General features: G+C 59.5%; 16 protein-coding genes, 4 pseudogenes and 1 riboswitch. Of the genes and pseudogenes, 15 read left to right on the top strand and 5 right to left on the bottom strand.

Going from position 1 to position 26,850, the window contains the following annotated elements; genetic code table 11:
• Positions 1-55: 55 nt before the first annotated feature.
• The 3 genes from ACNJYB_RS38015 to ACNJYB_RS38005 form a co-directional block, all read right to left on the bottom strand.
• Positions 56-436, bottom strand: a complete 381-nt coding sequence (locus ACNJYB_RS38015; RefSeq protein WP_439371708.1) for a recombinase family protein — start codon at positions 434-436, stop codon at positions 56-58.
• Positions 426-665 carry a hypothetical protein gene (locus tag ACNJYB_RS38010; protein ID WP_439371707.1) on the bottom strand — a complete coding sequence of 80 codons (240 nt, stop codon included), beginning with the start codon at positions 663-665 and terminating at the stop codon, positions 426-428. Before ACNJYB_RS38010 ends, ACNJYB_RS38015 begins: the two co-directional genes overlap by 11 nt.
• 558 nt (positions 666-1,223) lie before the next feature.
• The gene (locus ACNJYB_RS38005; protein WP_439371706.1) at positions 1,224-1,448 is read right to left on the bottom strand and encodes a hypothetical protein; all 225 of its coding nucleotides are present in this window, start codon (positions 1,446-1,448) and stop codon (positions 1,224-1,226) included.
• 756 nt (positions 1,449-2,204) lie between these two features.
• On the opposite strand from ACNJYB_RS38005, the pseudogene ACNJYB_RS38000 reads away from it, so the two are divergent.
• From ACNJYB_RS38000 to ACNJYB_RS37975, 6 genes and pseudogenes are all read left to right on the top strand, one after another.
• Positions 2,205-2,443, top strand: a pseudogene (locus ACNJYB_RS38000) (hypothetical protein); the annotation flags it as partial.
• A gap of 20 nt (positions 2,444-2,463) precedes the next feature.
• Positions 2,464-2,676: riboswitch (cobalamin riboswitch) on the top strand.
• A 209-nt stretch (positions 2,677-2,885) separates the two neighbouring features.
• A complete protein-coding gene (locus ACNJYB_RS37995) occupies positions 2,886-4,721 on the top strand; it encodes a ribonucleoside-diphosphate reductase subunit alpha (protein WP_439371705.1) in 1,836 nt (611 codons plus the stop codon).
• A complete protein-coding gene (locus tag ACNJYB_RS37990; RefSeq protein ID WP_439371704.1) occupies positions 4,712-5,785 on the top strand; it encodes a ribonucleotide-diphosphate reductase subunit beta in 1,074 nt (357 codons plus the stop codon). Before ACNJYB_RS37995 ends, ACNJYB_RS37990 begins: the two co-directional genes overlap by 10 nt.
• A gap of 841 nt (positions 5,786-6,626) precedes the next feature.
• A pseudogene (locus tag ACNJYB_RS37985) lies at positions 6,627-6,986 on the top strand (IS110 family transposase); the annotation flags it as partial.
• Between the two features lie 488 nt (positions 6,987-7,474).
• Positions 7,475-7,637: pseudogene (locus tag ACNJYB_RS37980) on the top strand (IS30 family transposase); the annotation flags it as partial.
• 218 nt (positions 7,638-7,855) lie between these two features.
• Positions 7,856-8,124: pseudogene (locus ACNJYB_RS37975) on the top strand (IS256 family transposase); the annotation flags it as partial.
• Positions 8,125-8,436: 312 nt separating this feature from the next.
• On the opposite strand, the gene ACNJYB_RS37970 reads toward ACNJYB_RS37975, so the two are convergent.
• Positions 8,437-8,796 (bottom strand): helix-turn-helix domain-containing protein, encoded by a 360-nt coding sequence (locus tag ACNJYB_RS37970; protein ID WP_439371703.1) that lies wholly within the window; start codon positions 8,794-8,796, stop codon positions 8,437-8,439.
• Between the two features lie 989 nt (positions 8,797-9,785).
• On the opposite strand from ACNJYB_RS37970, the gene ACNJYB_RS37965 reads away from it, so the two are divergent.
• From ACNJYB_RS37965 to ACNJYB_RS37925, 9 genes are all read left to right on the top strand, one after another.
• Complete coding sequence (locus ACNJYB_RS37965) at positions 9,786-10,709, top strand: calcium-binding protein (RefSeq protein WP_439371702.1); 924 nt, start codon at positions 9,786-9,788, stop codon at positions 10,707-10,709.
• Between the two features lie 175 nt (positions 10,710-10,884).
• Complete coding sequence (locus ACNJYB_RS37960) at positions 10,885-11,499, top strand: class I SAM-dependent methyltransferase (protein WP_245312186.1); 615 nt, start codon at positions 10,885-10,887, stop codon at positions 11,497-11,499.
• A 127-nt stretch (positions 11,500-11,626) separates the two neighbouring features.
• Complete coding sequence (locus ACNJYB_RS37955) at positions 11,627-13,861, top strand: peptidase domain-containing ABC transporter (RefSeq protein ID WP_439371701.1); 2,235 nt, start codon at positions 11,627-11,629, stop codon at positions 13,859-13,861.
• The gene (locus tag ACNJYB_RS37950) at positions 13,851-15,194 is read left to right on the top strand and encodes an HlyD family type I secretion periplasmic adaptor subunit (protein WP_439371700.1); all 1,344 of its coding nucleotides are present in this window, start codon (positions 13,851-13,853) and stop codon (positions 15,192-15,194) included. The genes ACNJYB_RS37955 and ACNJYB_RS37950 overlap by 11 nt, the downstream gene beginning before the upstream one ends.
• On the top strand, positions 15,191-17,284 hold the full coding sequence (locus tag ACNJYB_RS37945; RefSeq protein WP_439371699.1) for a tetratricopeptide repeat protein: 2,094 nt from the start codon (positions 15,191-15,193) through the stop codon (positions 17,282-17,284). Before ACNJYB_RS37950 ends, ACNJYB_RS37945 begins: the two co-directional genes overlap by 4 nt.
• A 6-nt stretch (positions 17,285-17,290) precedes the next feature.
• Positions 17,291-21,253: a glycoside hydrolase family 99-like domain-containing protein gene (locus tag ACNJYB_RS37940; protein WP_439371698.1), complete on the top strand. Its 3,963-nt coding sequence runs from the start codon at positions 17,291-17,293 to the stop codon at positions 21,251-21,253.
• Between the two features lie 40 nt (positions 21,254-21,293).
• On the top strand, positions 21,294-21,737 hold the full coding sequence (locus tag ACNJYB_RS37935; RefSeq protein ID WP_183232425.1) for a hypothetical protein: 444 nt from the start codon (positions 21,294-21,296) through the stop codon (positions 21,735-21,737).
• 118 nt (positions 21,738-21,855) lie between these two features.
• A complete protein-coding gene (locus tag ACNJYB_RS37930) occupies positions 21,856-22,956 on the top strand; it encodes a polysaccharide pyruvyl transferase family protein (RefSeq protein WP_439371697.1) in 1,101 nt (366 codons plus the stop codon).
• A 271-nt stretch (positions 22,957-23,227) separates the two neighbouring features.
• Positions 23,228-24,424 carry an IS256 family transposase gene (locus tag ACNJYB_RS37925; protein ID WP_439371696.1) on the top strand — a complete coding sequence of 399 codons (1,197 nt, stop codon included), beginning with the start codon at positions 23,228-23,230 and terminating at the stop codon, positions 24,422-24,424.
• 1,494 nt (positions 24,425-25,918) lie between these two features.
• Here the strand turns inward: ACNJYB_RS37925 and ACNJYB_RS37920 are convergent.
• Positions 25,919-26,848: an alginate O-acetyltransferase AlgX-related protein gene (locus ACNJYB_RS37920; RefSeq protein ID WP_439371695.1), complete on the bottom strand. Its 930-nt coding sequence runs from the start codon at positions 26,846-26,848 to the stop codon at positions 25,919-25,921.
• Between the last annotated feature and the right edge of the window lie 2 nt (positions 26,849-26,850).

Genomic DNA, 26,850 nt, shown 5'->3' with positions numbered 1-26,850 from the left:
CAGATCCAGTTCATACTCGTTGAGGCTGCCCTTGAGCCCGAGCAACAGGCGATCGTTACCGTGCCTCGGCGCATAGATGGTTTCCTGATCGGCCAGTATCGACCACTCGGCACATCTCGATGAGTTGCTGCCAATCCCGGCTGTTACGAGCGAAGTGCGAGACCTCGCGGGCGCAAACCGCACCAACCTTACCAAGACAAACCTCCGCCACCATCCGCTCGAAGCCGGCGCGTTGGACCCCGCCGGCGGCCGAACGACCGAGATCATCGTCGATCACTTCGATCTCTGACCACCCGAGCGCCGTCAGCCGGTCCTGCATGGCGTATTGCAACGCGCTGCTCTCGCGATTGTGCAACACCTGATGCGTTGAGGATTGACGCACGTAAAGAATCGCCTTGCGCGCGAGATGATGAGGCCTGACTTTGTCACAGATCATGACCGACCTCCTTTGCGCGCGGCGTTGCCGTCGCCGCAGCGTGGTCGAGGATTAACTGCGTGATCAGACTCGTCAGGACCGCCCGTACTTCCGCCGGCAGCTCCGACCATGCCGGCGCGCCGATGGCGCTGTTCAACAGGCCGCTCCCGAACAGGTCCATCTGCCGCTGCAATCGCGGTTTTTGATTGTGTCGGCATCCGCTCCCTGGCATTGCCGTCTGGCGTGACATGAGTCGCTCCCCGATTCTGGTGGTGAGAGCCTTTGGATGCGCCAGAAACCAGGACAGCTGATGGCGTTCGATCCTTCAACGCCAGATCGAGAAGCGCAGAAAGCGCGGTAAGTGCATCGATGCTAACAAGCGGATGAGCTGTCAAAGGCTCAGCGTCAGGGCATGCCGTCCGCTCGAACATCCATGCTGGAACTTCCAGCCAACGATCTGCTTGCGCGCCGTCCAGGTTGCAGCGGAAAACGACATCGTCAGCCTTATCGACGGTCCCATGAACGCAAACTCGGCGACCAAACCAAGGATGATGCCGATAAAGAACCTCGCGAAAAACGGTCCTGTGGGCATTCTTAAACGTTGTTGTACAATGGCCGGCGTCCTCACTCGAGCCTTGACGGCGGCACTCCGGATCAAGCCTACTTCAACTCGCTGCCGCTCCGCATGGCAGCCTAACCACGGCAGACGCTCCACCTATCAACGCGGAAATTCTGTCCAAACAACCGGGGCCAGCTCTGTTCCGAACTGGTCCAATTCATCCGAGCGACTTACACGCCAAGCGTCGGCTCATACAGCGTGACGGACGGTTGCCCAATCGTGTGGCGGATCGAACAATTTTAGCTCCTGTGGTTGTGCCTCCAAGCGGCGCCTCAGAAATCGCCCATTAATGCGCCCTTTCCAACAACGCGCCGACCAGTCTTGATTGATCTCGCCGCCTGCCACGATCAGCATGAGCGGCTCCTTCACGCGGCGAGCAATGCGCCGCAGCGTAGCCGAGTCCAGATCGCTCATTGCCGCGGCGCCACCGGATGCGAGTGCCAATCGCCGAGGTAATCAACGTCACCCGCGGTATCCTGAAAAGCCCGCCGAATCTCCGCGACCTGCCAAGCGTGATCGGGCACGAAACAGTGTCGCCCGTGAAGGGCGTGCGGGCCGGACTGCGAAGGTCGATTACCACCCGGTCTTTCCCCGCGCGCCAGCCGAGAAGAACTCCGCCATTCTCGAGGGGGACAAATTCGCAAGCAAGTTTGCACATTGCCCGCATCACGTGCGAAGAAAGCAAGACGTTCATTCCCCGGCCCAACAGCGTGGATGTGGGGGGGCAATCAAATGCTCCCAGCGTGGCAGCACACGTACTCCGTTTTGGCCTTGCAGTGTCAGGATAGACACTTGCCAGGTGCCGGGGTCGTACTTTCCTTCTGAGAGCAATCCGACCGCACTGCGAACGACTTCAAGCGATACTTCTTGCAGATCAAAGCCTCCTCCGGTGAATGTAGGCGCATTGCACCCTAACGGCGTGACGATTCCGGTATTATCGAGACGCGGTTTGGACATATGTTTCTCGTCCTTCCGATGTTCATGGAGGCAAACCAAGCAGCTTTTGGAATCGTGAACAAAGCGCGCGACCACGCCGCCTGCGAGCCCGACGGTCGCGTAGCCCATCACATAAGGCACTTTCGGTTTGGAAAGTGATTCCCCGAGCCAAGCCCCCGCCAGGGCGAGGGGTAGAGACTCGACGGGAGGCACTTACAGCGGACATCGCCGGGTCGACGCGATCGAATCATGAAGCGTTTCAAATCGTCCCGTCAGGCTCAACTTTTCTGTCAGTTCATGCTCAGGTCGCGAACCTTTTCCACATCCTCTCTCTCGGAGCCGTCACTGCCGATTTCCGTCGTGTTTCGCGCGAGCGAGCCTTTGCGACTTGGCGCGAGATCTCCACGACAAGCGCTCGCCGAACCTTGACCTCGGGGCTGCTCCAATTCGTTAACTTGACGGCGCCGCCTTGACGAATCTCTGCGAGCGGTGCCTATATGTAGTCCGTCACGGTCTTCCAATCCGCATCTCGTAGGATGGAAGCTAAGAGGGAACCCGGTGCGCCGGCAACGGCTATTCCGAGGCTGCCCCCGCAACTGTAAGCGGCGAGCGGTTGTCATCATGGTCACTGGCGCGACAGCGCTGGGAAGGCCGACAGCCCCAGCGACCCGCGAGCCAGGAGACCTGCCGCGACTGAACGAAAGTCCTCGGGCGGGGTGCCCCGGTGGGGCGCTTGCAGCCGGGCACACTTGCCAGCTCTCCTCGCAAGTCGTCCGCGCGGCCCCGGCGCCTAACATCGCGGGGTTGCCGATGTCGCCGTCTTACGATTTCGATCAGCGTGGTCATCTCGTCGCGCCACCGAGTGTGCGGCCGCGCCTAGCGCAGGCGAAGCCTGCGGCGCCTGAGCCGTGTCTGGTGCCCCTTTCGCCATCGCCGGCTCCGCTGCCGTGGCCCCTCGCGCCATCGCCAAAGCCGGCCGACCTCACGCTCGATCCGTCGCGCGACGACTTGTTGACGTCGTTCGGCAAGCTGACGCTGACCGACCGTTATCTGCTCGCCGGCGAAACTTACCAGGACATGTTCGGGCGGGTGTCTTGCGCTTTCGCGGACGATGTTGCGCATGCCCAACGTCTCTATGATGCGATGTCCCGGCTATGGTTCATGCCGGCCACACCGGTGCTCTCCAACGGCGGGACCACGCGCGGCCTGCCGATCTCCTGCTTCCTCAACTCGGTGGCGGACTCGCTCGAAGGCATCGTCGGTACCTGGAACGAGAACGTCTGGCTTGCTTCCAACGGCGGCGGCATCGGCACCTACTGGGGCAATGTTCGCTCGATCGGCGAGAAGGTGAAGGGCGGCGTCACTTCAGGCATCATCCCGTTCATCCACGTCATGGACGGCCTGACGCTGGCGATCAGCCAGGGCTCGTTGCGGCGCGGCTCGGCGGCGGTCTATCTCGATATCCACCATCCCGAGATCGAGGAGTTCCTCGAGATTCGCAAGGCGTCCGGCGACTTCAACCGAAAGAGCTTCAACCTGCATCACGGCGTCAACGTCACCGATGAGTTCATGCGTGCCGTGGGCGCCGGCACCGCATTCGCTCTACGGAGCCCGAAGACTAACGAGGTCGTCCGCCAGATCGATGCCCGCCAGCTGTGGCAACGCATCCTTGAGAACCGGCTCCAGACTGGCGAGCCTTATCTCTTGTTCATCGACACCGTAAACCGCGCGCTCCCCAAGCATCAGCGCGAGCTGGGCCTCAAGGTCTCGACTTCCAACCTGTGCAGCGAAATTACCCTGCCGACCGGCATCGATCATCGCGACGAGGAGCGCACCGCGGTCTGCTGTCTGTCGTCGCTCAACCTCGAGACCTGGGACCAGTGGAGTGAGGAGCCCACCTTCATCGAGGATGTCATGCGCTTCCTCGACAACGTGCTCAGCCACTTCATCACGGTGGCGCCGGACGGCATGAAGCGTGCCCGCTACGCTGCCCTGCGTGAGCGCTCCGTCGGCCTCGGCGTCATGGGCTTCCACTCTTTCCTGCAGGCCAAGGGCATTCCAATGGAAAGTGTCATGGCCAAGTCGTTCAATCTGAACATGTTCCGAAAAATCCGTCGCGACGCCGACGCGGCATCCGTGACGCTCGCGCGCGAGCGTGGTCCGTGCCCGGATGCCCTGGAACGCGGCGTGATGGCGCGTTTCAGCCATAAGATCGCGATCGCGCCGACCGCCTCGATCAGCATCATCTGCGGCGGCACCAGCGCCTGCGTCGAGCCAATCCCGGCCAACATCTACACCCATAAGACATTGTCCGGCGCCATCTCGGTGCGTAATCCGCATCTCGCCAAAGTGCTTGCGGCGAAGGGCGCCGACACTTCGGCGATGTGGCAGTCGATTATAGCACACGAAGGGTCGGTGGCCCGTCTCGACATCTTGTCGGAGCACGAGAAAGCGATCTTTCGCACCGCTTTCGAGATCGACCAGCGCTGGATCGTCGAGCTTGCCGCCGACCGCGCCCCGTTCATCTGCCAAAGCCAGTCGATCAACCTCTATCTCCCAGCCGATGTCGATAAATGGGACCTTCACATGCTGCACTGGACGGCATGGCAGTGCGGATTGAAAAGCCTCTACTACTGCCGCTCAAAGTCTATCTCGCGCGCGGCGTTCGCTGGCAAGATCGGCGACAGCGACAAGGTGGCGGCGCCGCAGCCACAGCGTACTGATTATGAGGAGTGCCTTGCATGTCAGTGATCGATCTTTCGGCCGTCGATCCGCGTACGCTGATCGGCAAGGGACGAGTGGGGCTGCTCGACGCGACCGGAACCTATGATGTCGATCGCTACGCCTGGGCTTACGAGTTCTGGAAGCGCCAGCAGCAGACCCATTGGATGGGCGAGGAGGTGCCGCTCGGCGCCGACCTCAAGGACTGGGCGTCGGACCGCGTCACCGCCAGCGAATGCGCGCTGCTCACCCAAATCTTTCGTTTCTTCACTCAGTCGGACATCGAGGTCGGGGACAACTATCTCAAGCGCTACATCCCGATCTTCCAGCCGCTCACTGTTCAGATGATGATGGCGGCCTTCAGCAACATGGAGACGGTTCATATCGACGCCTATGCGCTGCTGCTCAAGACGCTCGGCATGCCCAAGTCCGAGTTTGAGGCATTCCGCGGCTATGCCGAGATGCGCGCCAAGGCGGACTACATGCACGAGTTCGGCGTCGACAGCGTGGCCGATGTCGCTCGGACCTTGGCGATGTTCGGCGCCTTCACCGAAGGCATGGCGTTGTTCGCGAGCTTCGCCATGCTGCTCAACTTCCCGCGCCACAACAAGATGAACGGCATGGGACAGATCGTAAGCTGGTCAGTGCGCGACGAGAGTCTGCATTGTGAGGGTATCATCAAGCTGTTTCACGAATGGCACCGCGAAACCGGCGCGGTGACGCGCGCTGTCCGTGACGACATCGTCGACGTCGCCAAGACCATGGTGAAGCTGGAGGAGAACTTCGTCGATCTCGCCTTCGGCCTCGGCAAGATCGAGGGCATGCGAGCTGAGCAGATCCACGCCTACGTCCGCTATGTCGCCGACTGGCGACTGACCCAGCTGCGGATTGCCCCGGTCTTCGGCTTCTTCGAGGCCAAGGAGGGCGGATTCACCCAGCTCAAGGCGCATCCATTGCCGTGGCTTGTCGAGATTCTCAATGGTGTCGAGCACGCCAATTTCTTCGAGCAGCGCGCCACGGAGTACTCCAAGGCGGCAAGCCGCGGCAGCTGGGACGGCGAAAACGGGGTGTGGGCGGCTTTCGGCCGTATCTAGCCCATCTTTATTGATGAATGGCCTGTGGGTGGCTGCGAGGCGAGTGTGGTTTAACCCGCTGATGGGACGTCAGATTCGGTTGCTGAGACCAATTCTGCGCTGACATCATCGAGGCAACCACACCGGCCATGGTCGACGATACGATTCTGCCCTTCCTGTTTCCAGCCGTCAGGCGCAAGACGATCACAGCCGCCTTTGATGGTGGGCGGCTGTTTTCAGCGGCTATGATGTGGAGGGCTCTACGACCCGAATCCGCTCGAATGCGACAAGGGACCAGAGGACTTCTCGTTCCGTCGATTCATAGCACCCGAAGGATCATTGAAATCACTTGGCTGCGTCCAAAAGGCGCCATCAATGCGGGGCAGGGGCCCTTGCCGGCCCGGCTTAGATGCGTTCAGGCTAAGGCAGGAGGCTTGGAGATTTTGAGTGATGACGGTGCTGTCGATGAGCCGGGCTGAGATCGACCGGGTGCATGTGTTGCGGGATGTTGTGGCGGAACGGATTGCAGTGCGATGGCAGCGCAACTGCTTCCGGTCACATCGCGGCAGGCATTCCGGCTGCTGAAGGCCTATCGGATCGGAGGTCCTGCGGCACTGCTGTCGAAGAAGCGTGGCAAGCCGAGCAACCGAGCCTATCCGGCGGCGTCCCCACCATCGACCGCGCCTCCGGCGGGTCGAACATAGGGCGATCAGGCCAGCCTAGCTGTCCTCTCACCGATGACATTTCTAGTCTAGTGGTAGACCGTATGTCCGGCTCTCGGGTGAGGTGGCTCGCCCTACACTGCGCGTCCGAGGATCGGCTCGGGCGTACCGAGCCGATCCTCATCACAGGAGGACGAGCCGTGGCAGATTATAGAGAAGCATTTGTCGGAATCGATGTAGCCAAGCTGAGAAATGCCGTCGCGATTGCGGATGCAGGCCGGGAGGGGGAGGTTCGGTTCTTCGGTGAGGTGGATGCTTCCACCACCAACATGCGCCGCGTCATAGGGCGGATTGCCAACCGGTTTGACCACGTCCACTTCTGTTACGAAGCCGGCCCAACTGGCTACGGTCTATATCGCCTGATCCGGTCGCTCGGCCACGAATGCACGGTGGTAGCGCCATCGCTAATCCCGAGGAAGCCGGGCGATCGTGTGAAGACCAACCGCCGGGATGCCGCTTCTCTCGCGCGGCTGCGACGCGCCGGCGAGCTAACGGCAGTCACATCTACCGGCCGGAGTGCCGCCGCAGCGCGAAGCAATCGTGCGATCTCGTCCGCACTATAGAATAAGGCGATCGCCGCTTGACGACAGCGTGGCCGAGTGCATCCGCCGCTGGAACCTGATGGCGCGGATTCTCGGCATGCATCGCCAGCGCGAACCGCCGCGCGGTAAGCAACCGGTTGCGGCGCTGCTCCGCTGACGGCGCTCGTGCGGCCCATGCCAGGACCCGGGCACTTCTGATGTGCCGGTCGCCGTGCTCCTCGGCGAAGCTGACGTAGCCCTTCAGCAGGATTTGCTGGACACGGAACTGAAACCCAGCGACTGCTGCTGGTCCACATATTTGGCCAGATGGCCTTCGGCTTCGATCTCGATGCCCCCGACATCCTGCGAACACATCGGCCGCCGCTTCCTGAAGCTGGGCCTTCCACTGCGTGATCTGGTTCGGTGCACGTCGACTCTCCAGGGTCAGCTCCCCGATCTTGGCGGCCAACGGGTTGCTGCGGCAGTACTTTCCGAAAGGCACAGACCTGAGCATCCACAGCGCCGGAACGAGATATCGCTGTAGCAGCGGCCCTCAACGCCCGGCCCTCTTTTGCCACGCCTGACATCCTCAAGCCGACGGTCGCCCTTACAACAACAGCCCGATCATGAAGCGGGTCTCGATCCCCGGCCGACCATTCTCGCTGTAGAGCGGCGCGATCTCGCCGCCGATCCAGTCCCAATCAACCTTGCCGGGGAGCACCTCCCAACCCCTGCAATCTCAAGCCGTCTCAAATCTGAAAGCAGACTCCCGCTCAATCGCTTAGAGCCTTGTTCACGGGCGACTAACAAACTGGTTCAAGCGGTCCCGCTCCGCGGGTCCATTTCACCTGACCGTCGTCCGGTTGAAGCTGCCGAAGACCAACATCGCCAAGAACATCATGGAGCACCATTCGCCGTTTCACGTCGCCCAACGTCAAACGCCGGCGGGATCCCGGTACGGCCTAGGGCTGGGTTTGCGGCCGGCATGATCGAGGCCAACAAGAGCTTCCGACAATTAAAGGCACATAAGCAATTGGGGATTCTGCGAGCGGCCCTTCAAACTCACGACGACAGCATGACGATCAAGCCCGTTGCCCACGTCAGGAGGGCCGCATAACATTCATTCCAGCAACGCCGGCCCGACCTACTTCGACAGCGATCGGGAGATCCCCAAAACTTGTACGGGCCAGCGCGACATCACCGCCCTCCTCGATTGCTTCTGCAACCGAACCTCGGCTCCATTCCGCACCGGATATATCACCCCGGTGTCGAGATGGAGGAAGATCAGTTCGGCGGGTCAGTGTGCGCACAGAGGTCGGATATTGAAGGATCCGATGCTGCGCGGCGGGCACACATTCGCGACCGATCTGCTGGAGACCGGAGCCGAAGTGCGCATCAACTTTTGGAGCAAGAGATGAACAAGCTCGGGTTAGCGATCGTGTACTCGGCGAGACGCAAAGCTGGGTGCCGAAGCCTCTTCGAGTGTCATCTTCTCAAGCATCAGATCCGTGACAAGTTTGCGGAGGCGCCGGTTCTCAACCGTAAGCTCTTCCAACGCACGACGCATTTCATCCATGCTAACATGAGGAGGAGGCGGATCCCTGCCCGCGTTAGGCCCCTCTGAAGATTGCCCCACGTCCTTGCTGAGCGGCAGTTTCCGCCAACGATGGAGCGTCATAACGCTCACGCCAAGCGCCTCACAGATCGACACCTGGGAGCTGCCTGCTCGAGCCAATTCATCCGCCTGAGCGAGTTTCAGTTTAATCTCTTGATGAGAATGTTTTTTCATTCGGACTAGAACGGGTTCAGACAAAGTAACTCGCCGCCGGCTTGAACCGAGGGGCGGGTGCTGTCAAATAACATACAAGGACGTCTGCTAACCTACAAAGGTATCATACAGCCCCGTTGTTAACGCTACCAGCGAAAGCGTTGAAGACGATGAAGCGCCTTCTGGCGGGGGGCAAAACTTGGGAGCTAGGCAGGAACGGGGTTGCCGGCGGAGACCTCCCGAATGGCGGAATTGCCCAACTAGCCCAACCGAGACGAAGAAGACCGAGGGGCTGCTGACCATCGTGATGATCAGCTGAAGCGGACCGGCAGAAGGGCGCCAATCGCAATGTGTGTTTGGGTAGCAAATGGCGAACATCGTCCTTGCATTCCGTCTTGACATCTTCATCTCAATGATCTGGATAGCCCGGCAAGTGGTTGTTGCGCAAGGACCTTCGATGGATCAGTGACTCCGTCACATGATTGTTCAGCATCGTGACTCTTTCGGGCAAGCACATCGCAACCTAGTCGCGCTTAGTCACGTGCCGAGCTGACATCGACGTATAGCTCATATGGCCTTTCTTGCGCAGAATAAGCGACTTTGCTGCGGGCAACCACTTCAGAAGCTATCCAACGTTCAGCGAGGGGGTCGCGTTGGTGGGGATCTCATCAGGCAAAGGGCTGATCCAGCCTTTCCTGGGGATAGCAATATCCCTCCCCGACCCGGAGTGTTGGCTCGGAACCTCCGGAGTCGCAAGCAGATCGCCGAACTTGCGACGCTAAGCTCGGTGAAATGAGTGCGGCCAGTTGGATTTTTTCGTCCTTGACACGCACTACTCACAATCTTAACATTGAACATAACATATGCTGCGGGTTTCTTATCTTCCCAATCGCGCGCGGCGACTGGATGTCACAGCGTGAAGTTCCTTGACGTGACCCGGAGCATGGCGTCGTCCTCAATAAGAACCGAAAGGGCCTCCAATGGCTATATCTTACCTGACGAAAACTGAGTTGGACCAGTTTCTCCACCATAACGGAAATCACATTGAGGCGAGCGTTAGGTCGGCACTGATCGACTCGTTAGAACGTAGCGGAGTGTACAGCGATCATCCTGGGGATACTTCGAAGGCTGCGTTTCAGTCTGGACCGTTCGGAGGGGCTGTTCCAGCAGGCGTTCAGATCCTCGACATTACGCAGTCGACCACCGTCGAGACCACGCCAAACCTGAAGGCGATTATTTTAGACGACGCTGGCGGCAAGACGCTCGATGTGATTGGCGGGCATAATGATGTGTTTATCGCCATGGGAAAAGGTTCCGATAGCGTGAACCTATATGATTATGGGAACGACACGGTCTATGGCGGTAGCGGCAACGACGCGATCCGCGGCGGACACGGTAACAGCTCACTGTTCGGCGGCGCAGGCAACGACAGTATCTACGGTGGCGGCGGCAACGACACTTTGGATGGCGGCAGCGGTAACGACTATCTTGAGGCGGGCACCGGCGCTCAGGTGCTCGAAGGCGGCAGCGGCAACGACATTCTGCGAGATCTATCGTCGGGACACAGCACGCTTCTCGGTGGCGATGGCAACGATACGCTAATTGGCGTTCAGGGCGATGTCTTTGCGGGCGGTGACGGCAATGACGTCTTCTGGGTCTATGGTGAGTCAGGAGCGAACTCGACGCTGCAGGGAGGAAATGGCAACGATACATTCCATCTTCAGACCCACACCGGAAATGATACGATTATAGGCGGCGCAGGCTCGGACACCGTGGATTTCGCCGATCGCTCCTCCTTTGATGTCACCAAGGTCGATGTCGACGAGAAGACGAACTCCTACACGCTGCACTTCGGAGACAGCCAGACGGTGGTGGTCAGTGGCGTCGAATATCTCCACTTCACCGATGGAGACGTGCACTTGCCGAAGGTCTGAATCGGCGCCTGCAAGCTGCGCTGAGAAAGCCCCGCTCATGGCGGGGCTTTGCCTTTGAGCTCAGCGCTTTCGCATCTTATGAGGATGTCCTTTCGTTGGTGGCTGTGTTGTGGTTTGCTAATGCTATCATCTGGCCCTTTCACCGCGCGGTGCGGGCACGGATTGGTCTCTCACGATGAAGCGATTGCTCAACGCGGGCTCAGGACCCGGTACGGCACAGCGCATCGCCCGGATGATGCTCAACCATGATTGGGAAGAGACCCGATTCGACATCGACCCCGGCGTCAAACCAGATGTGATCGGCTCGATCCTTGAGTTGAGTGGCGCGTTCAAGCCTCAGTCCTTCAACGCGGTGTGGACATCGCATGTGCTCGAGCACCTGTATGCCCACGAGGTCTATCCTACATTGCGGCAATTCCACCAGATCCTCAAGCCCGATGGTTTCGCCTTGATCATGAGCCCGGATCTGCAATCGGTTGCTCACTTCATAGCCCAGCATGGGATCGGCGCAATAGCCTATCATTCGCCGGCGGGGCCGATCAGGCCGCTGGACATGCTCTATGGCCATTCGCGCGCCATTGAGGAGGGGCGCGTCCACATGGCCCACCGCACCGGATTTACGGCCGAGCGACTCGGTAGTCTCCTGCTGATGGCCGGGTTTGCAACCGTTTCGGTCAGCAGCCAAAATTTCGAGGTCTGTGCGCTCGCGCTGATGCCCGAGGCCGACGACGAGGCCATCCGAAGGTCTTTGTTAGAGTACGGCTTCAATTTCCAGGAAGCCAATGCCTGAGGTATTGGTGAGTGCGGCCAGCCACCCCTCACAATTTAACGATGAGTGAGGCTGGTTTTTTACCGCTCAATGTTATATTGATGGTTGAATGTAACGCCTTAACACAATGGCAGATCGCTTGGCCCCAATGACCGTCCACCGCGCCGATGAACGAGACCTGGCCGATGCGGCGCCCGCATCGGCACTAGCGTGCCTGATTATCGTCGCACGACAGCACGGGCTGCACCTCACGTCCTCACAGCTCATCCAAGACAACCTTCTGCGGGAAGAGAACGTCACACTCCATCAGCTTGTCCGCTGTGCGGAGAAAGCAGGCATGCGCGCGAAGTGCGTCAAGCTCGATTGGAGCGGGCTGTCTCATCTGAAGAAGGCGCTACCGGTCATCATTCGGCTTCGCAATGGGAGCCACATGGTACTCCTGCGTGTCGAGGGAGACGCCCACAATACACGCATCGTGCTGAGGGACCCGAATGCCGCGGAAGACGCGCTGCTCGTGATCGACCAACCACGCTTTGAAGGTATCTGGTCCGGCGATCTGGTCCTGATTAAGCGCAGCTACGAGATATCGGACGAAGCGCAGCCGTTCAGTTTCGGCCTCGTAGCCGCGCTGTTGTTCCGCGAACGCCGCATGGTCCGCGACGTCGCGATTGCCGCTGTGATCCTCGGGCTGCTCGGCCTGGCGCCGATCATGTTCTGGCGCCTGTTGTCGGACAAGGTGATCTTCTACAAGGCGTACAACACGTTCTATGTGCTCTGCGTCGCGATGCTGGCAGTCATAGCCTTCGAGGCGGCGTTCTCGTTCTTGAGACAGCTCCTTGTCCATCGCTTGACGACCAGGCTGGACGTCAAATTGTCGACCTACGTCTTCGAAAAGGTCCTCAATCTCCCCATCGATTATTTCGAGCAGACGCCCGTCGGCCTCGTCGCGCGCGACATTCGCGAAGTCTTTCGCATCCGCTCGTTCCTCATTGGGCAATTGTTCGGCACCATTCTCGATTCTACGACGCTGATGTTCTTCCTGCCCGTCATGTTATTCTTCAGCCCCGTCATGACGTTCGTGGTGCTCGCCTTGTCGGCCTTCATCGTCGCGTGGCTCGTCCTAATGTTGCCGAATTACCGCAAGGCGTCGACTGCCGTGCTGGCCGCGGAGGGCGCGCAGGGCGCGTTTTTGGTTCAGACCTTAAATGGCATCCGGACGATCAAGTCCCTCGCGCTCGATACGCGGCAGCGCCACTTGTGGGATGTTCTGGTCGCACGACTTGCCAAGGCCCGGCTCGTGGAAGGCATGACCGGAAACGCCATCCAGTCGGTGGTGCGTCCGCTGGAGCGGCTGGCCGTCAGTGGCTCCTATGCGCTCGGCGTCTATCTCGCGCTCGAAAGCAACGACCCGGTCTATATCGGCGCGCTGTTCTCATTCCTGCTGTTGTCACAGCGCGTCTCGGGTCCGCTGATGCAGATGGCGCAGCTCATCAATCAATACGACGAGGCACGAAGTGCGGTTGCAACCGTCGGCAATCTCGTCAACCTTCCTCCCGAAGAGGGACGTTCCGGCCATGGCGTGCGTTCGCCGCTAGCGGGCAAGGTGGAGTTCTCCGGCGTCACCTTCAAATACAAGGGAGCGCTATCGCCGACGCTGAACAACATCTCCTTCGAGATTCCGCTAGGGACTACTTTAGGCGTGATGGGCAGGAGTGGATCTGGCAAGACCACGCTTGCGCGGTTGCTGCAGCGGCTGCATTGCGATTATGACGGATTGATCAAGATCGATGGCATTGACGTTCGCGAGTACGACATCGACCATCTCCGTCGTAACGTGGGTGTCGTGCTCCAGGAAAATTTTCTCTTCAGTGGGACCATCCGCGAAAACATCACCGCGGCCAAGCCGGACGCGTCGTTCGACGATGTGGTCACGGCGGCGAGGCTGGCGGGTGCGGAAGAATTCATCGATAAGCTGCCGCGCGGCTACGAGACGCATATCTATGAAGGTTCGCCGAACCTCTCGGGAGGGCAGAGGCAGCGGCTTGCGATCGCGCGTGCGCTGATCGTTAACCCGCCCATCCTGATTCTCGATGAGGCGACAAGCGCGCTCGACGCCGACAGTGAGGCGATCGTGAACGCCAACATAACGCGCATCGCGCATGGCCGGACGCTGATCATCATCTCGCATCGCCTGTCTTCCCTGACAAAGGCGGACGCAATTCTCGTGCTTAATCGTGGTGTGGTTGACGATATCGGGCGGCATGAGGAGCTCCTGGCGCGCAACGATATCTACAGCTCGCTGTGGTATCAGCAGAACAAGCATTTGGTGCCGGCAGTCCGCAACGAACGGCCGAGATTCGGGAGCCCGACGCTTGTCTCCTGATGGTGCGCTTGCGACCGTTCGCCAATTTCAATCGGAAACGGATGCGATCCGAGAGGAGGCTGAGCCTCTGGTCGCGCGAGCAACGCTGTTTGTGCTCTCGGCCTTCCTTGTCGCGATCGTTGCCATTCTGGCTCTGACGCGGATAGATCGCGTCATAACCAGCGTTGGGGGGCGGATCGTGCCGGTGGGACAGATCAGCGTCCTTCAAGCGCTGGATCCATCGATCATTAAGACGATTGACGTGCGGGAAGGCGAGCAGGTGCAACCGGGACAGCTTATTGCGACCCTGGATGCGACCTTTACGTCGGCTGACCTAACCCAGGCGAAGTTGCAGATCGCTAGCCTCGAGACTCAGGTGGCGCGCGATGAAGCCGAGCTGAACCCGCATCCGCTGGTCTTTGCGAACAAGCCGGACCCAGACTACCAGAAATACGCAGCCTTGCAGAAGGCGCTCTATGATCAGCGGACGGCGCAATATACCGCGCAGATCAATAGCTTCGATTCGAAGATCAAGCAGACCCAGGCAACCATGGTGAAGCTTCGCGGGGACGATGCGAGATATCGGCAGCGTGACGAGATCTTGCAGAAGATCGAGACCATGCGCACGACGCTGGCCGAGCACGGCACGGGCTCGCAGCTCAACATGTTTATCTCCCAGGATACAAGGCTTGAATTGCTGCGGACCCTGGAGAACACCCACAACAGCTTGATCGAAGCCCAGAATACGCTCGCCGCGGCGATCGCGGACCGTGACGCCTTCAAGCAGCAATGGTTTGCGCAGCTGAGCCAGGATCTGGTGACGACCCGCAACAAGCTCGACGAGGCGAGAACCTCTTACGAGAAGGCCCTCAAGCATCAGGATCTGGTCCGATTGACTGCCGCCGAGGACTCCGTCGTGTTGACGATGGCAAGGCTGTCGGTCGGATCGGTCCTGAAGCCTGGCGATCCCTTCATTACGCTGATGCCGACCGACACCAAGCTCGAGGCCGAGATTCGTCTCGCCTCGCGGGATGTCGGCTTCATCCGGCCCGGAGACTCCTGCACGATGAAGATCGACGCGTTCAATGCCGCGGAGCATGGTACAGCCGACGGCAAAGTACGCTGGATCAGCGAGGGCGCCTTCACCACCGACGACGATGGGAAACCTATCGATGCCTACTACAAGGCGCGGTGCTCGGTGGACTCGACCAACTTCAAGGATGTCCCGAACTACTTCCGCCTGATTCCTGGCATGACACTTGCGGGAGACGTCCATGTCGGCACGCGGGCGGTCGGAATGTATCTGCTTGGCGGAATGCTGAAGGGCATCCAGGAGGCCATGCGTGAGCCATGATGCCGTTGACCCGATCGCTTCTTCAGTGGCTTCGGCCCGCATCTTCCGGATCCGACGAAAGGCGGCTTGGTCCGGCAGAGGCAGCGTTCGAGCGCGGTCACTATCTGGAGGCGCTCAAGCTCTGGAAGCGCGATTCGCAAAACGGTGACGCGGAAGCGGACTATCGGATCGGCATGCTCTACGCCAAGAACAAGGGAGTCGTAGGCAGTATCCCGGATGCGGTGGTATGGTACGAACGTGCGGCGCGGCGAGGTCACGTCGAGGCGCAGTATCAGCTCGGCCTGATCTATCTGTACGGAGTCAATGCCACCCTCGGACCGAATAGGCCGGAGACTTGGCGTCAATCCTCCGCCGCGCGATTGGGCGATACCGCATCGAATGTGCATCACCTAGTATTTCCGCACGGGACCAGTGTCGCCAGGGACATTAGTGCCGCGTTTCGCTGGATATCGGCCGCGGCCGAAGTCGGCAAAGCGGAAGCTCAGACCATCCTGGGCAATCTCTACAGCGGGGGGCAGGGATGCACGAAGGACTTCGCTGCTGCAATTCGTTGGTATCAGGCGGCGACCGATCAGAAGTTTGCACCGGCCGAGTTTGCGCTCGGCGATGTTCATTATCAGGGACGCGGCGTACCCGTCGATTTCGCGCAGGCTGCGATCTGGTATGGCAAGGCCGCCGCGCAGGATCACGTGAGGGCGCAGATTGCGCTCGCATTCATGACGTTGAAGGGCGCCGGTATCTCCGAGGACCCAACCGAAGCGGCGCGCCTGTTCCAGAGTGCGGCCGCGCATGATGATCCGATCGCGCTCTACAACATCGGTATGTTACGGCTCGGCGGAAAGGGCGTAGCCAAAGACCTCGATCGGGCCGAGACTGCGCTGCGCAAGGCGGCGCGAAAGGATTACCTTCCGGCAATCCAGGCGCTCGCGGAATTCTATTCGCACGGAGCCGACGCCGAGCCCGATCTGCGGGAAGCGGCGGTCTGGTACGAGAAGGCAGCCGAGCGCGGCGATGTGCAGGCGCAATTCTTCGTCGGCCGGTTCTATGCGACTGGTGTCGGTGTCTCCCCCAACATCCGTCAAGCCGCGAAATGGTTCGAGCGCGCGGCCGAAAATGGTCATGCCACTGCAGCATTCAACGTTGCGATCTTCTATCTCAACGGCTCCGGCGTTCAGCGCAACGTGGAGGCAGCGATCAAATGGTTCGAGCGTGCCGCAGATGGTGGCATCAGCGCCGCACAGGTGCAACTCGGAAAGCTCTATTCGATCGGTGCGGGCGTTCCCAAAGATCAGGAAATGGCGTCGGAATGGCTGAGCCGGGCCGCCGGTAGCGGAGATCCTGACGCCAAGACCGCTTATGCGCTCTTCCTGCTTTCTCGTGACGCGTCCGAGGATAACGTTGCACGCGCGCACTCCTTGCTGGGAGAGGCCGCCGAGGCCGGTCATCCTCCGGCGGCGTTTCAACTCGGCGCCCTGAAGATGGGCAGGTTCGGCGGGACCGCCGATATGCCAGGCGCCACTCCCTGGCTCACGCGCGCGGCCGATGCCGGTCATGTCGAGGCGCAGTACATGCTGGGACTTCTTCATCTGGATCCGAAGAGCGGCGTGGGGAATGCGCAGGCAGCGTCATCGTGGATGGCCAAGGCGGCGCGCGCGGGGCATGCGGCGGCGCAATTCCAGCTCGCCGTCATGTACTGCACGGGCGCCGGAGTGGGCCTGGATCTTGCAGAGGGTGTGAACTGGTACGAGGCAGCTGCGGAGCAGGGACACATGGTTGCGCAGTACAACCTTGCCGTGATGCTCGGGAAGGGACAGGGGCGCGAGGCTGACGTGACGAAGGCGACGGAATGGTTTCAGAGGGCCGCCGAGCGAGGCATGGCGGAAGCGCAGGTTGCGCTGGGCGACGCGTTGATGTCGGGCCGAGGCACCGCGCAAGATCGCGACGCGGCGGTCAATTGGTATCAATACGCGGCGCGGCAAGGCAATGAAGGCGCCGTCCGGCGCCTCCAGTCGATCTGCGCGACACGCGACGGAACTTTCACGCCGGAGACAGAAGCGTTCTGCGGAACAAACCGTCCAATGCATGAGTGAGTAACAATGGCTGATTTCCTTTCGAAGCTCGCGCGCAACGCCGGTCAAAGAGAACCTCGGACGAGGCGCAGCGCCGCTGCAAGGCTGCAATCCAGGTCAGAGCCGGGCGCCACAAAACTAAACAGTTCCGCGAAGGAGCTCGCTACCGAGGGACCGGCGAGCAGACAGACGGAGCCGCCGCGCGAGGTCGAGCAGCCAGCGCCGGCCACCGCCCTTGGAGATGCCGCGCGCACCCTCAAGGGCCTCGGTCTGTTCGACGAGGAGTTCTACGCCGCGAGTTATCCGGACGTGATCGCGGTCGGCGCCGATCCGTTCGAGCATTTCTTCCTCTATGGCTACAGGGAAGGTCGTAAGCCAAATCCGATCTTCGACCCGATTTGGTACGTCACGACCTATCCCGACGTGCAGGACACGGATGTGCATCCGTTCCTGCACTATGCGATGGTCGGCGAGCGCGATGGGCGGCGGCCAAGCCCCTATTTTCAGCCGGCTTGGTATCGCGAGAAGTACGGCATTCCAGAAGGCGAGAGCCCGCTCGCGCACTATCTGAAGAACCGACTGGGCCCGTTCAGCCCGATCCCGGAATTTGACGCGCAATACTATCTTCAGAACTATCAGGACGTCGCCGCGGCCGGCGTCGATCCGTTCGAGCACTTCATCTTTCATGGTTACAAGGAAGGGCGCAACCCGTCGGCGGACTTCGACACCAAGTTCTACATTCAGCGCTACTTCAAAGGGAAGACGGACCAGAATCCGCTTCTACACTATCTCGAGCATCGCCACGAGGATGACATCTATCCGTCACCTCCGGAGAACGAAGCCACCATTCCAGCCGAGATCAAGCGGTTCACCCGTCCGAGCCCGTTGTTCGAGGAACTGCGTCCATTGCCGCCTGGCGCAAAGCCGCGCGCCAAGGTGCTGGCCTATTATCTGACGCAGTTTCACGCGTTCCCTGAGAACGACAGATGGTGGGGCACCGGCTTCACCGAATGGACGAATATTGCGCGCGGCATACCTCGGTTCAAGGATCACTACCAGCCGCGGATTCCGCGCGACCTAGGTTTTTACTCTCTCGCTGACATCGAAACCATGCGCAAGCAGGCGAAGTTCGCCAAGGCGGCGGGCATCCACGGCTTCGTCTATTATTACTATTGGTTCAATGGCAAGCGCCTCTTGGAAAGGCCGCTTGAGCAATTCCTGAAGACGCGCGATATCAACATGCCGTTCTGCTTGATGTGGGCCAACGAGAACTGGACGCGGCGATGGGACGGCATGGAGGGCGAGGTCCTGATTTCGCAGGACTACCTGTCCGACGATGACGAGCGCCTGTTGTCGGACTTCAATCGGCACTTCAAGGACAAACGCTATATCCGTGTCCAGAGTCGTCCGCTCCTGATGATCTATCGGCCGCGCCTCATTCCGGACACGGCAAACGTCATCGCGCGCTGGCGCGCGATCTTCGCGAAGAGATTCAACGAAGATCCAGTTATCATCATGAGCCAGAGTTTTGATGATTACGATCCAACCGCGAACGGCATGGACGGCGTGATCGAATTTCCGCCGCACAAGCTCACCAAACACGTGCCGCTGGTGAACTCCGAAGCTAAGATCCTGGACGATACCTATGCGGGGCAGATCTACAGTTACGACAACGTTGCAAAATATTCGCTTAACGAGCCGCGTCCGAAATTTCCGCTGATCAAGACGGTGGTGCCGAGCTGGGACAACGATGCCCGCCGGCAAGGCGCGGGCCTGGTGATCCAGGGCTCGACTCCGCAAAAATACGAGGCGTGGTTGTCAGCGCTGGTCGAGCAAGCGCAGACCCACACCTTCTTCGGCGAATCGTTCGTCTGTATCAATGCCTGGAACGAATGGTGCGAGGGCGCGTATCTCGAGCCCGATCTCCACTTCGGTTCGGCTTACCTAAATGCCACCGCGCGCGCGGCCACTGGTCTGACCCGCGACCTGTCAGTGCCCAAGATTCTGCTGGTCGGACATGATGCGTTTCCCAGTGGCGCGCAGCATCTCTTGCTGAACATCGGCAAGACGCTGCGCAGCGCCTTTAATATCGAGATCGACTTTCTCCTGCTTCAGGGCGGAGCGATGGAGGCCGAATACGCCACCGTCGCGCCGCTCGCCGTACTCAAGCAGGCTTCCGAGATCCCTGCGATCCTACGACACTTCCGGGAAAAGGGCTTTACAGCGGCCATCGCCAACACGGCCGCGAGCGGGCGCGCCGCGAAATTCCTCGTCGAAATGGGTTTTCGGACCGTTTCCCTGGTCCACGAATTGCCGCGGATCCTGCACGAGAAGCATCTGGAAGAGGTCGCGCGCGCGGCGATTGAGAGTGCGCATCGTGTGGTGTTCGCCTCGGATTTCGTGCGCGACAAGCTCGCCGAAGCGCTTGGGCTTGATAGGACTGATGAGCGTTTCCTCATTCGCGCGCAGGGTAGTTACAAGCAGATCGAGCCAGCGCCGACGGAAGCTGGGCTCGTTCGCAAGGAATTTGGCATCGCAGCTGCCGACAAGATGGTGCTCGGCGTCGGCTATGCCGATCTGCGCAAGGGCTTTGACCTGTTTTTGCAAGTTTGGAATCTGGTTCGACGACGCAATGGAAATGTGCATTTCTGTTGGGCCGGGGGCATCGATCCCGGTCTCCTGGAATGGCTCGGACCGGAGATCAGGCAGGCTGAGGCTACGGGCCACTTTCATCTCGCCGGCTCTCGTTCGGACATGCAGGCGCTCTATTCCGCGTCCGACGTCTACGCGCTGACCTCGCGCGAGGATCCGTTCCCGACGGTGGCGCTGGAGGCGCTAAGCGTCGGCGTGCCTGTCGTTGCATTCCAGAACTCTGGCGGCATCCCGGGCTTCCTTCTCACGGAGAACATCGGCCGCGTGGTGCCCTATTGTGATGTGCCGGCGATGGCGCAGGCTGTGGAGAACTTTCTGCGCTGGACGCCATCGGACGCCGAGCGTACTCACATGACCGAAATCATTCAGACCAAGTTCGCTTTCTCGGATTATGTCCGCGATCTCTTGCGGCTTGCCGTTCCGTCACTACCCACCGTGTCGGTTGCAGTGCCGAACTACAACTACGCGCACTGCCTGCCGGAGCGGCTTTACACCATTTTCGACCAGAACCATCCGGTCGAGGAGGTCATCGTCCTCGACGACTGCTCATCCGACGACAGCATTTCCGTCATCGTGAAGCTTGCGGATCAGCGCCAGCGCGATCTTACGCTTGTGATCAATGAACAGAATTCCGGCTCGGTGTTCGCGCAATGGGCCAAGGCTGCCGAGATGGCGAAGGGGGACTTCCTTTGGATCGCCGAGGCCGACGATCTCTCAGAGCCGACCTTCATCTCCAGCCTGCTCGCACTGATGAGCGGTGACCCCGATATCGCGCTCGGCTTCACCGACTCCAAATCCATCGATGCCGATGGGGCGCATCTCTATGCGAGCTACAAGCCTTATTACGCTACAATCGAGCCAGGCGCATTGTCGCGGACCGATGTGTTCGATGGTCGCGACTTCGTGGCCCGCTACCTCGGCGTCCGGAATACGATTCTGAATGTGAGCTCGGTTCTGTGGCGCCGAGAGGCGCTGTTGCGCGCGCTCAATGCCTGCCGTGACCGTCTTAAGGAGCTGCGGATGGCTGGCGATTGGCTGCTCTATCTCGAGGCTCTTGAGATGCCGGGCGCTAAAATCGTCTATATCGCGGATCCTCTCAACGTTCACCGCCGCCACGCCGCGAGCGTCACCCATTCGTTGAAAGCGCAAAAACACGTCGAAGAGATCGAGACCATACACCGCCTGGCTCGAGAGCGGTTCGGCTTTGGAGAGCGGGAACTCGGCGCCCAGACGGTCTATCTCCAGGAAGTTTCGGCGCAATTGCTGGCGACAGCCGCCGACGCTGCGAAACCGAAGCGGGCAGCAAAAGCTGCGGCGCGCGCTGCGGCCGAGAGGTGATCGCGGTGACTGCAACTAAGGGGCTTCTTTGGATGACTTGATGTTTGTACCTTCTGCTGAATCGTTGATGAGCGCGTTAAACCTCGACAAGTCCGCTTTGGATGGATCCGGCCATGTCAAGGTGCCGGCAGGCTTACTCAAGCTGTTGTTACAGATCGCCATCGCCGCTGCCGAGTTCGACGAGGACAGCTATTTGCGGGACAATCCCGACGTCGCAAAAGCGGTTTCTCGTGGGGAGGTCGAGAGTGCACACATGCACTACATAGGCTTCGGCTACTTTGAGGGCCGCCGTGGAGGAGGGCCGGCCGTGGATGCCGAATGGTATCTCGGCAAATACCCCGACGTCGCGGCAGCCGTAAGAGACGGTCGGGTGAAATCAGCGGAAGCGCATTTTCTTTCAATTGGTGGCGGCGAAGGGCGATCGCCGGCGGCTGACTACGAGGGAGAGGCGGCGCAATGGAAATCAGCGATCAAGGGAAGGTAGGATAAAGATACCGTGACGATCCTTGTTGTGGCCGCAAAGTTGTTTGGATGATGGTGGTCAAGAGCAATATGGGTGAGAAATATTGGTTTAGGGTCGATATCGCCTCCGGAGAAGCACAGTGAACATTTTTCTACTTGGGGCAACGCCGAGCTTTTCTGCGGAAGTTGGCGAAGATCCGATGTCAAAACTGGCGAAGACCGGAGGCAATACCGGGAACCAGTTGATTGCGCGCGGGCTGCTTGATCGTATCGTCTACGAAGACCTCTCGTGGGACCACAGTATCGATCCCACGGCAGTGCATGAGCGCTTCGACATGATTGTCGTTGCGGCGGCCAACTTTCTGTTTCCAAAATTCGATTTGGGTGGCATGGCGCAATACATCGAGCGCGCCGACTTGCCGGTATCGGTAGTTGGTCTCGGAGCTCAATCAAACAACTACGATCCGAACATAAGCTTGATGCCTGGCACCGAGCGGTTCGTGAAAGTTATTGCCGAACGCGCGGTGAGCATCGGCGTCCGCGGCCCGTACACGCAAGAAGTTCTCGCGCTTCGTGGTGCGCACAATGTGACTGTGACCGGCTGCCCTTCCTACTACATGGGAGGACCTCACGGCATGAACATTCCCCGGCGGCCTTTTGAAGAGGTCAAGCGCCTTTCCATCAACGCGTCGCGAGACGTCGTCGGTCATTCGTTCGACAAGGAAAGGATGCTTCGGCTCGTGCGAGAAATCTACGGCACGGGAATATCCTGGAAAGCGGATTTCGTTGCTCAAAGCGAGCAGGCGGAAATCAGGCTGGCAGACAAACAGGCGCGGAATGCTGAAGAAGCGTTAAAGGAAATCTCAACATTCTTGGCGAACGTCGCGCCGGAGGCCGACGTGCGGAAGTGGGCGGCCGATCACGTGCAGGTCTTTTTCGACGTGGATGACTGGCTCGATGCCGTTCAGACCTATGATTTCGTGTTCGGGAGTCGCTTCCACGGCTGCATGATCGCTCTACAACGCGGCGTTCCGGCTCTTGTCATCTGTCACGATACAAGGACCGAGGATATGTGTCGGTTCCTGGGTATGCCATTCGTGTCCATCGTTGATCTTGATGGAATTGATGTGGAGCAACTCTATAGTCTCGTCGGGCTCGGCAGTCTCGCGCGACGCTATCAAGGGCTCTATCCAGCATACACGCGATTTCTGTCCGCCAACAAACTCATCGTCAAGAACTGACCGTCTCTAGCCGCAGATCCCGGGACGGAAGCGGACATGTAAGCGCGTCCATTCCTTGCCGGGTACATAGACGCGTTGCCGCGTTATTGCTATCGTACAATCTGATTTGCAAAGCCGAAGCTGATCGCGGGTGTCGTCGTGGACCTGGCGCGCCCCGTGCGATCTTTAGTGGTAGTGTGCGGGAAGTTCTGCAAAAGCTGAGAGGCTGAGGCGGTCATGGTAAGTCCGGTGATTGCGAAGATCACCGCTCGTAGAGGAGCTTGGACCCGCCATGACCGTGACGAAGATTAGGACGGATGTCTCTGCAGTCAAAGAGTTGTTGAGGTCGGACAAGGAGTTCCTGAGGCCGCTGATCCAGAGTGCGGTGCAGGAAATTCTCGAAGCTGAGATGACGGAGACGCTGGGTGCGGAGAAAGGGGAGCGTGTCGAAGGGCGCCTTGGCTATCGCTCCGGCTACTATCCCCGCTCACTGATCACCCGGGTCGGCAAGATCGAGCTGAAGGTGCCGCAGGACCGGCAGGGGCGGTTCTCGACGGAGCTGTTCGAGCGCTACCAGCGGTCGGAGAAGGCGCTGGTTGCGGCCTTGGCCGAGATGTATGTGCAGGGCGTCTCGACGCGGAAGGTGAAACAGGTCACCGAGGAACTGGTGGGTCATGCCTTCTCGGCCTCGGCGATCAGCGCCATCCACAAGCGGCTGGACGTCTCGCTGAAGGCGTTCTGCGAACGCAAGTTGAAGGAGCCGTTTCCCTATCTGATCCTGGATGCCCGCTACGAGCGGATCCGGGAGGATGGAATCATTGCGAGCCAGGCGGTGCTGATCGCGATCGGGGTCGACTGGGAGGGCCGGCGCCAGGTGCTCGCGGTCGAGCTCGCCAACCGGGAGAGCCGATCGAGCTGGAAGGAGTTTTTGGAAGCCTTGAAGGCCCGTGGCCTGCACGGCGTCGAGTTCGTGGTCTCCGATGATCATCCCGGGCTGAAGAAGGCCATCCCCGAAGTCCTCACCGGCGTGTTCTGGCAGCGCTGCTATGTGCACTTCCTCAGGAATGCGCTCGACTATGTGCCCCGCAAGGTCGATGACGATTGCCTGCTGGAGCTCAGATGGATGTACGACCGGCGCGACCTCGCGGAGGTCCGGCGCGATCTTGCTGCCTGGTTCGCCAAATGGGGTAGCAAGTACCCCAAGCTCACCGGCTGGGTGGAAGAGAACATCGAGGAGACGCTCACCTACTTCCGCCTGCCGCTGGCACACCGCAAGCACATGAAATCGACCAACATGCTGGAGCGTCTCAACGAGGAGATCCGGCGGCGCACTTATGTGGTGCGGATCTTCCCCAATGCCGAGAGCTGCTTGCGGCTGGTGCGCGCCTTGACCGCCGAGCGTCACGAGACCTGGCTCGAGGATCATCGCTATCTGAACATGGACCTGCTCAAGGAGCACAAGAAGGAGGCCTTACGCCAGGCGGCCTGACGATGCTCAGGCCCACCAAGGGGATGCACGCCACCCCTCTCCGCCGCCGTCGCTCGCCAGCGCTGCGCTTTTGGGCAAGCGAGCGACGGCGGCTCCGAGGGGGTGGCTCGGCCGGACCCCATGATCAATTTTGCTGAACTTGACGCACAGAACTTCTTTAGTCCCCTCCTGCGCGACAGGCCTTCAGAACCTCGCTCGCAGTTCTCAACATTGAGGCGGACGGATCACCCAAAGTCGGAGCCAGTGCTCCACCTTCGCTGTATTCATTCCATGAATAAATCAGCGCAATTTGATAGGGGCATCGGTCCGGATGGTTCGACATAAAGCGCGACGCCTGTCGGCAGGCGAAAGAGAATTCGCTAGGGGTTGCGGTCGCGACATGCGCGCTCTTGTCGATGCGCGTGTAATCCCGTTTATCATAAGCGGGAGGGGTCTCCTTCCGCGGCCGCGAATCCCAGCCGACCATGACGGTCGGCACCACACTGCCTGAGGTATGGGCCAACTCATCTTCCCAATATTGTTCCACGTGTCGTTGGAGCTCGAGATAAGTGCCAGACCTGTTTGGCCCGAAATTTATCCCATATGCCGAAACGGCATCGGCGCCTATCTGCTTTCGGATCGTTTCAGCTGTAGCAGGCGGTGTGTGCAGAAGTACGATGTAGGGGGGTCTACCTCCCGAAGAGGTCGTCTGATTTCGCAGGTGAGACAGCGATTTCCCAAGCTCGGCGAGCGAACCATTCCAGTATGAGGGCAATAGAGCATCGAGGTAGTAGAGGAAGAGAAGCGGCCTGCCGTCCTGCGTCCTCTGGTAGTTGTGGTCCGAAAAGAGACCGTGAATGCGCTTTGTCGCTTCGTTGAATCGGTTAGCGCGACCTAGCGTGTCCAAGGTCGCTATTAGACAGTAGTTCATCTGATCGGCAATGCCGCTTCGACGATGGTACGTCAGGCCCTGCATCATTGAGTGCGCGAGGTCAGGTTTGCCATCGCTGCCGTACGCCAGATATGCCCAATAGCCGAGGCCGGCCGCATGAGCGACCTGTATCTCTTGGTCGAACGAGGCCTCAGTAGCGTGGAATCGCAACGTTTCGGAATCACTCAGGCGGCTATGGAGCGGCGCGCGAAAGTGCCAGCCTTGGGGACTCAGAGCTTTTTCTTCTTCAAAACACGGTTCCCCGCTCGTGTCGCAGTATTGTGCGTCCCACCTTATGGCTCCGAAGATCGGGCATCGAGTTCTTGCGTAACTGTGGATGGGAAGCAGAAGGCTGGCGAGAAGCCCTCGCAGAAGAGACCGACGCGCTGATAGGTACGAGATAGCTGACATTTGCGGTTGCGACCGGATGGCGGGGCACCATTCATTTTCATCGGAGGACGTCCATGCGGCTGCCGTTCGTTCCTCGTAGATGTGAGGGGGCAAGAACTCACAGCGCAGGAGTTTGTTCCACGTTGGGAGCATGTGCGGTTCCGCATGTCAAGTTATGAAGGTCTTCGTTCGGATTACGAACGCAACATATACTGAAGTTTATTGCTCGCATGGCGTCTAATGTCGACGTCATCCGTTGGTACGACGCGAACAAATCGCTCCGCAATTTCTGTCAGGAGAATATCCGGCTTGAATTCGTCGACCAGTTTCCAGTCGATGGCGGCCGACCAGACAAACATCACGGCGTCGACGGTCTCGGCAAACATTCCGGTGAGCATATGAGGCCGATACTCAAAAAAGGAATCACCGAACACTAGAATCCGCAATCTCGCCAGAGGGCGCCCTTCATTGCGATATTCGACGATCGATCCAACGTGCAGCAACAGATCGTTCGGTTCTTGGCCGGTTTCACGCGCGGTCACGATCTCGTTGGCCTCGACCCGGGATGCGCCGATACCAAAACGTCCGAACCGGATCGTCTCGAAGCGTTTGGGCGTCACCTTAGAGCCGAGGTCCCAGCTACCCTCGCGGGCCGGTGCGTTCCGCATGATCAGATCTGTCTTTTGCGGTATAGTCATGTAGGAACACAGCATCTGATAGGCGCTGAAGCAGCCCTCCACTGTCCAATGAGTATCGGTTCGATGGAATACTTCGTAGTTGCCTGCCTGCTTTCTGAGATACTTGGTTAACGGCACCAAGATCCCGCGTAGGGCGGCGTTGTCGCTCTCTTCCAGGATTTCGGCGGGAAATCGCATTTGAGAGGTGATGGCGAGCGCCTTCGCCCTGAGTATCGAGAGCTTGTCCGGAACGAAGCAGTGAAGATATTTGACCCCTTTATCCGTGGCAGTTTTCTTCCTGCTGGCCAGCAGAGCCGTCCATGCAGAACAGATCAATTTGAGATTGTGGTCAGATTCGGAGAAAAGACGCGCGACGTCGTTGCTGCCACCAACTAGGAAAAGATGGCCGTCGTCTCCCTCGAAAACGTCTTTTGAGAGCTGCGGCACAA

Source organism: Bradyrhizobium sp. SMVTL-02 (assembly GCF_051853005.1).
Classification (GTDB): Bacteria; Pseudomonadota; Alphaproteobacteria; order Rhizobiales; family Xanthobacteraceae; genus Bradyrhizobium.
Note: the sequence above shows the minus strand (reverse complement) of the source record. Positions and strands in the feature narration are given on the sequence as shown.

Coding starts and splice junctions, on each gene's coding strand:
- ACNJYB_RS38015 (WP_439371708.1), bottom strand. CDS start 436: ATGATCTGTGACAAAGTCAGGCCTCATCATCTCGCGCGCAAGGCGATT.
- ACNJYB_RS38010 (WP_439371707.1), bottom strand. CDS start 665: ATGTCACGCCAGACGGCAATGCCAGGGAGCGGATGCCGACACAATCAA.
- ACNJYB_RS38005 (WP_439371706.1), bottom strand. CDS start 1,448: ATGAGCGATCTGGACTCGGCTACGCTGCGGCGCATTGCTCGCCGCGTG.
- ACNJYB_RS37990 (WP_439371704.1), top strand. CDS start 4,712: ATGTCAGTGATCGATCTTTCGGCCGTCGATCCGCGTACGCTGATCGGC.
- ACNJYB_RS37970 (WP_439371703.1), bottom strand. CDS start 8,796: ATGAAAAAACATTCTCATCAAGAGATTAAACTGAAACTCGCTCAGGCG.
- ACNJYB_RS37960 (WP_245312186.1), top strand. CDS start 10,885: ATGAAGCGATTGCTCAACGCGGGCTCAGGACCCGGTACGGCACAGCGC.
- ACNJYB_RS37955 (WP_439371701.1), top strand. CDS start 11,627: ATGACCGTCCACCGCGCCGATGAACGAGACCTGGCCGATGCGGCGCCC.
- ACNJYB_RS37945 (WP_439371699.1), top strand. CDS start 15,191: ATGATGCCGTTGACCCGATCGCTTCTTCAGTGGCTTCGGCCCGCATCT.
- ACNJYB_RS37940 (WP_439371698.1), top strand. CDS start 17,291: ATGGCTGATTTCCTTTCGAAGCTCGCGCGCAACGCCGGTCAAAGAGAA.
- ACNJYB_RS37935 (WP_183232425.1), top strand. CDS start 21,294: ATGTTTGTACCTTCTGCTGAATCGTTGATGAGCGCGTTAAACCTCGAC.
- ACNJYB_RS37925 (WP_439371696.1), top strand. CDS start 23,228: ATGACCGTGACGAAGATTAGGACGGATGTCTCTGCAGTCAAAGAGTTG.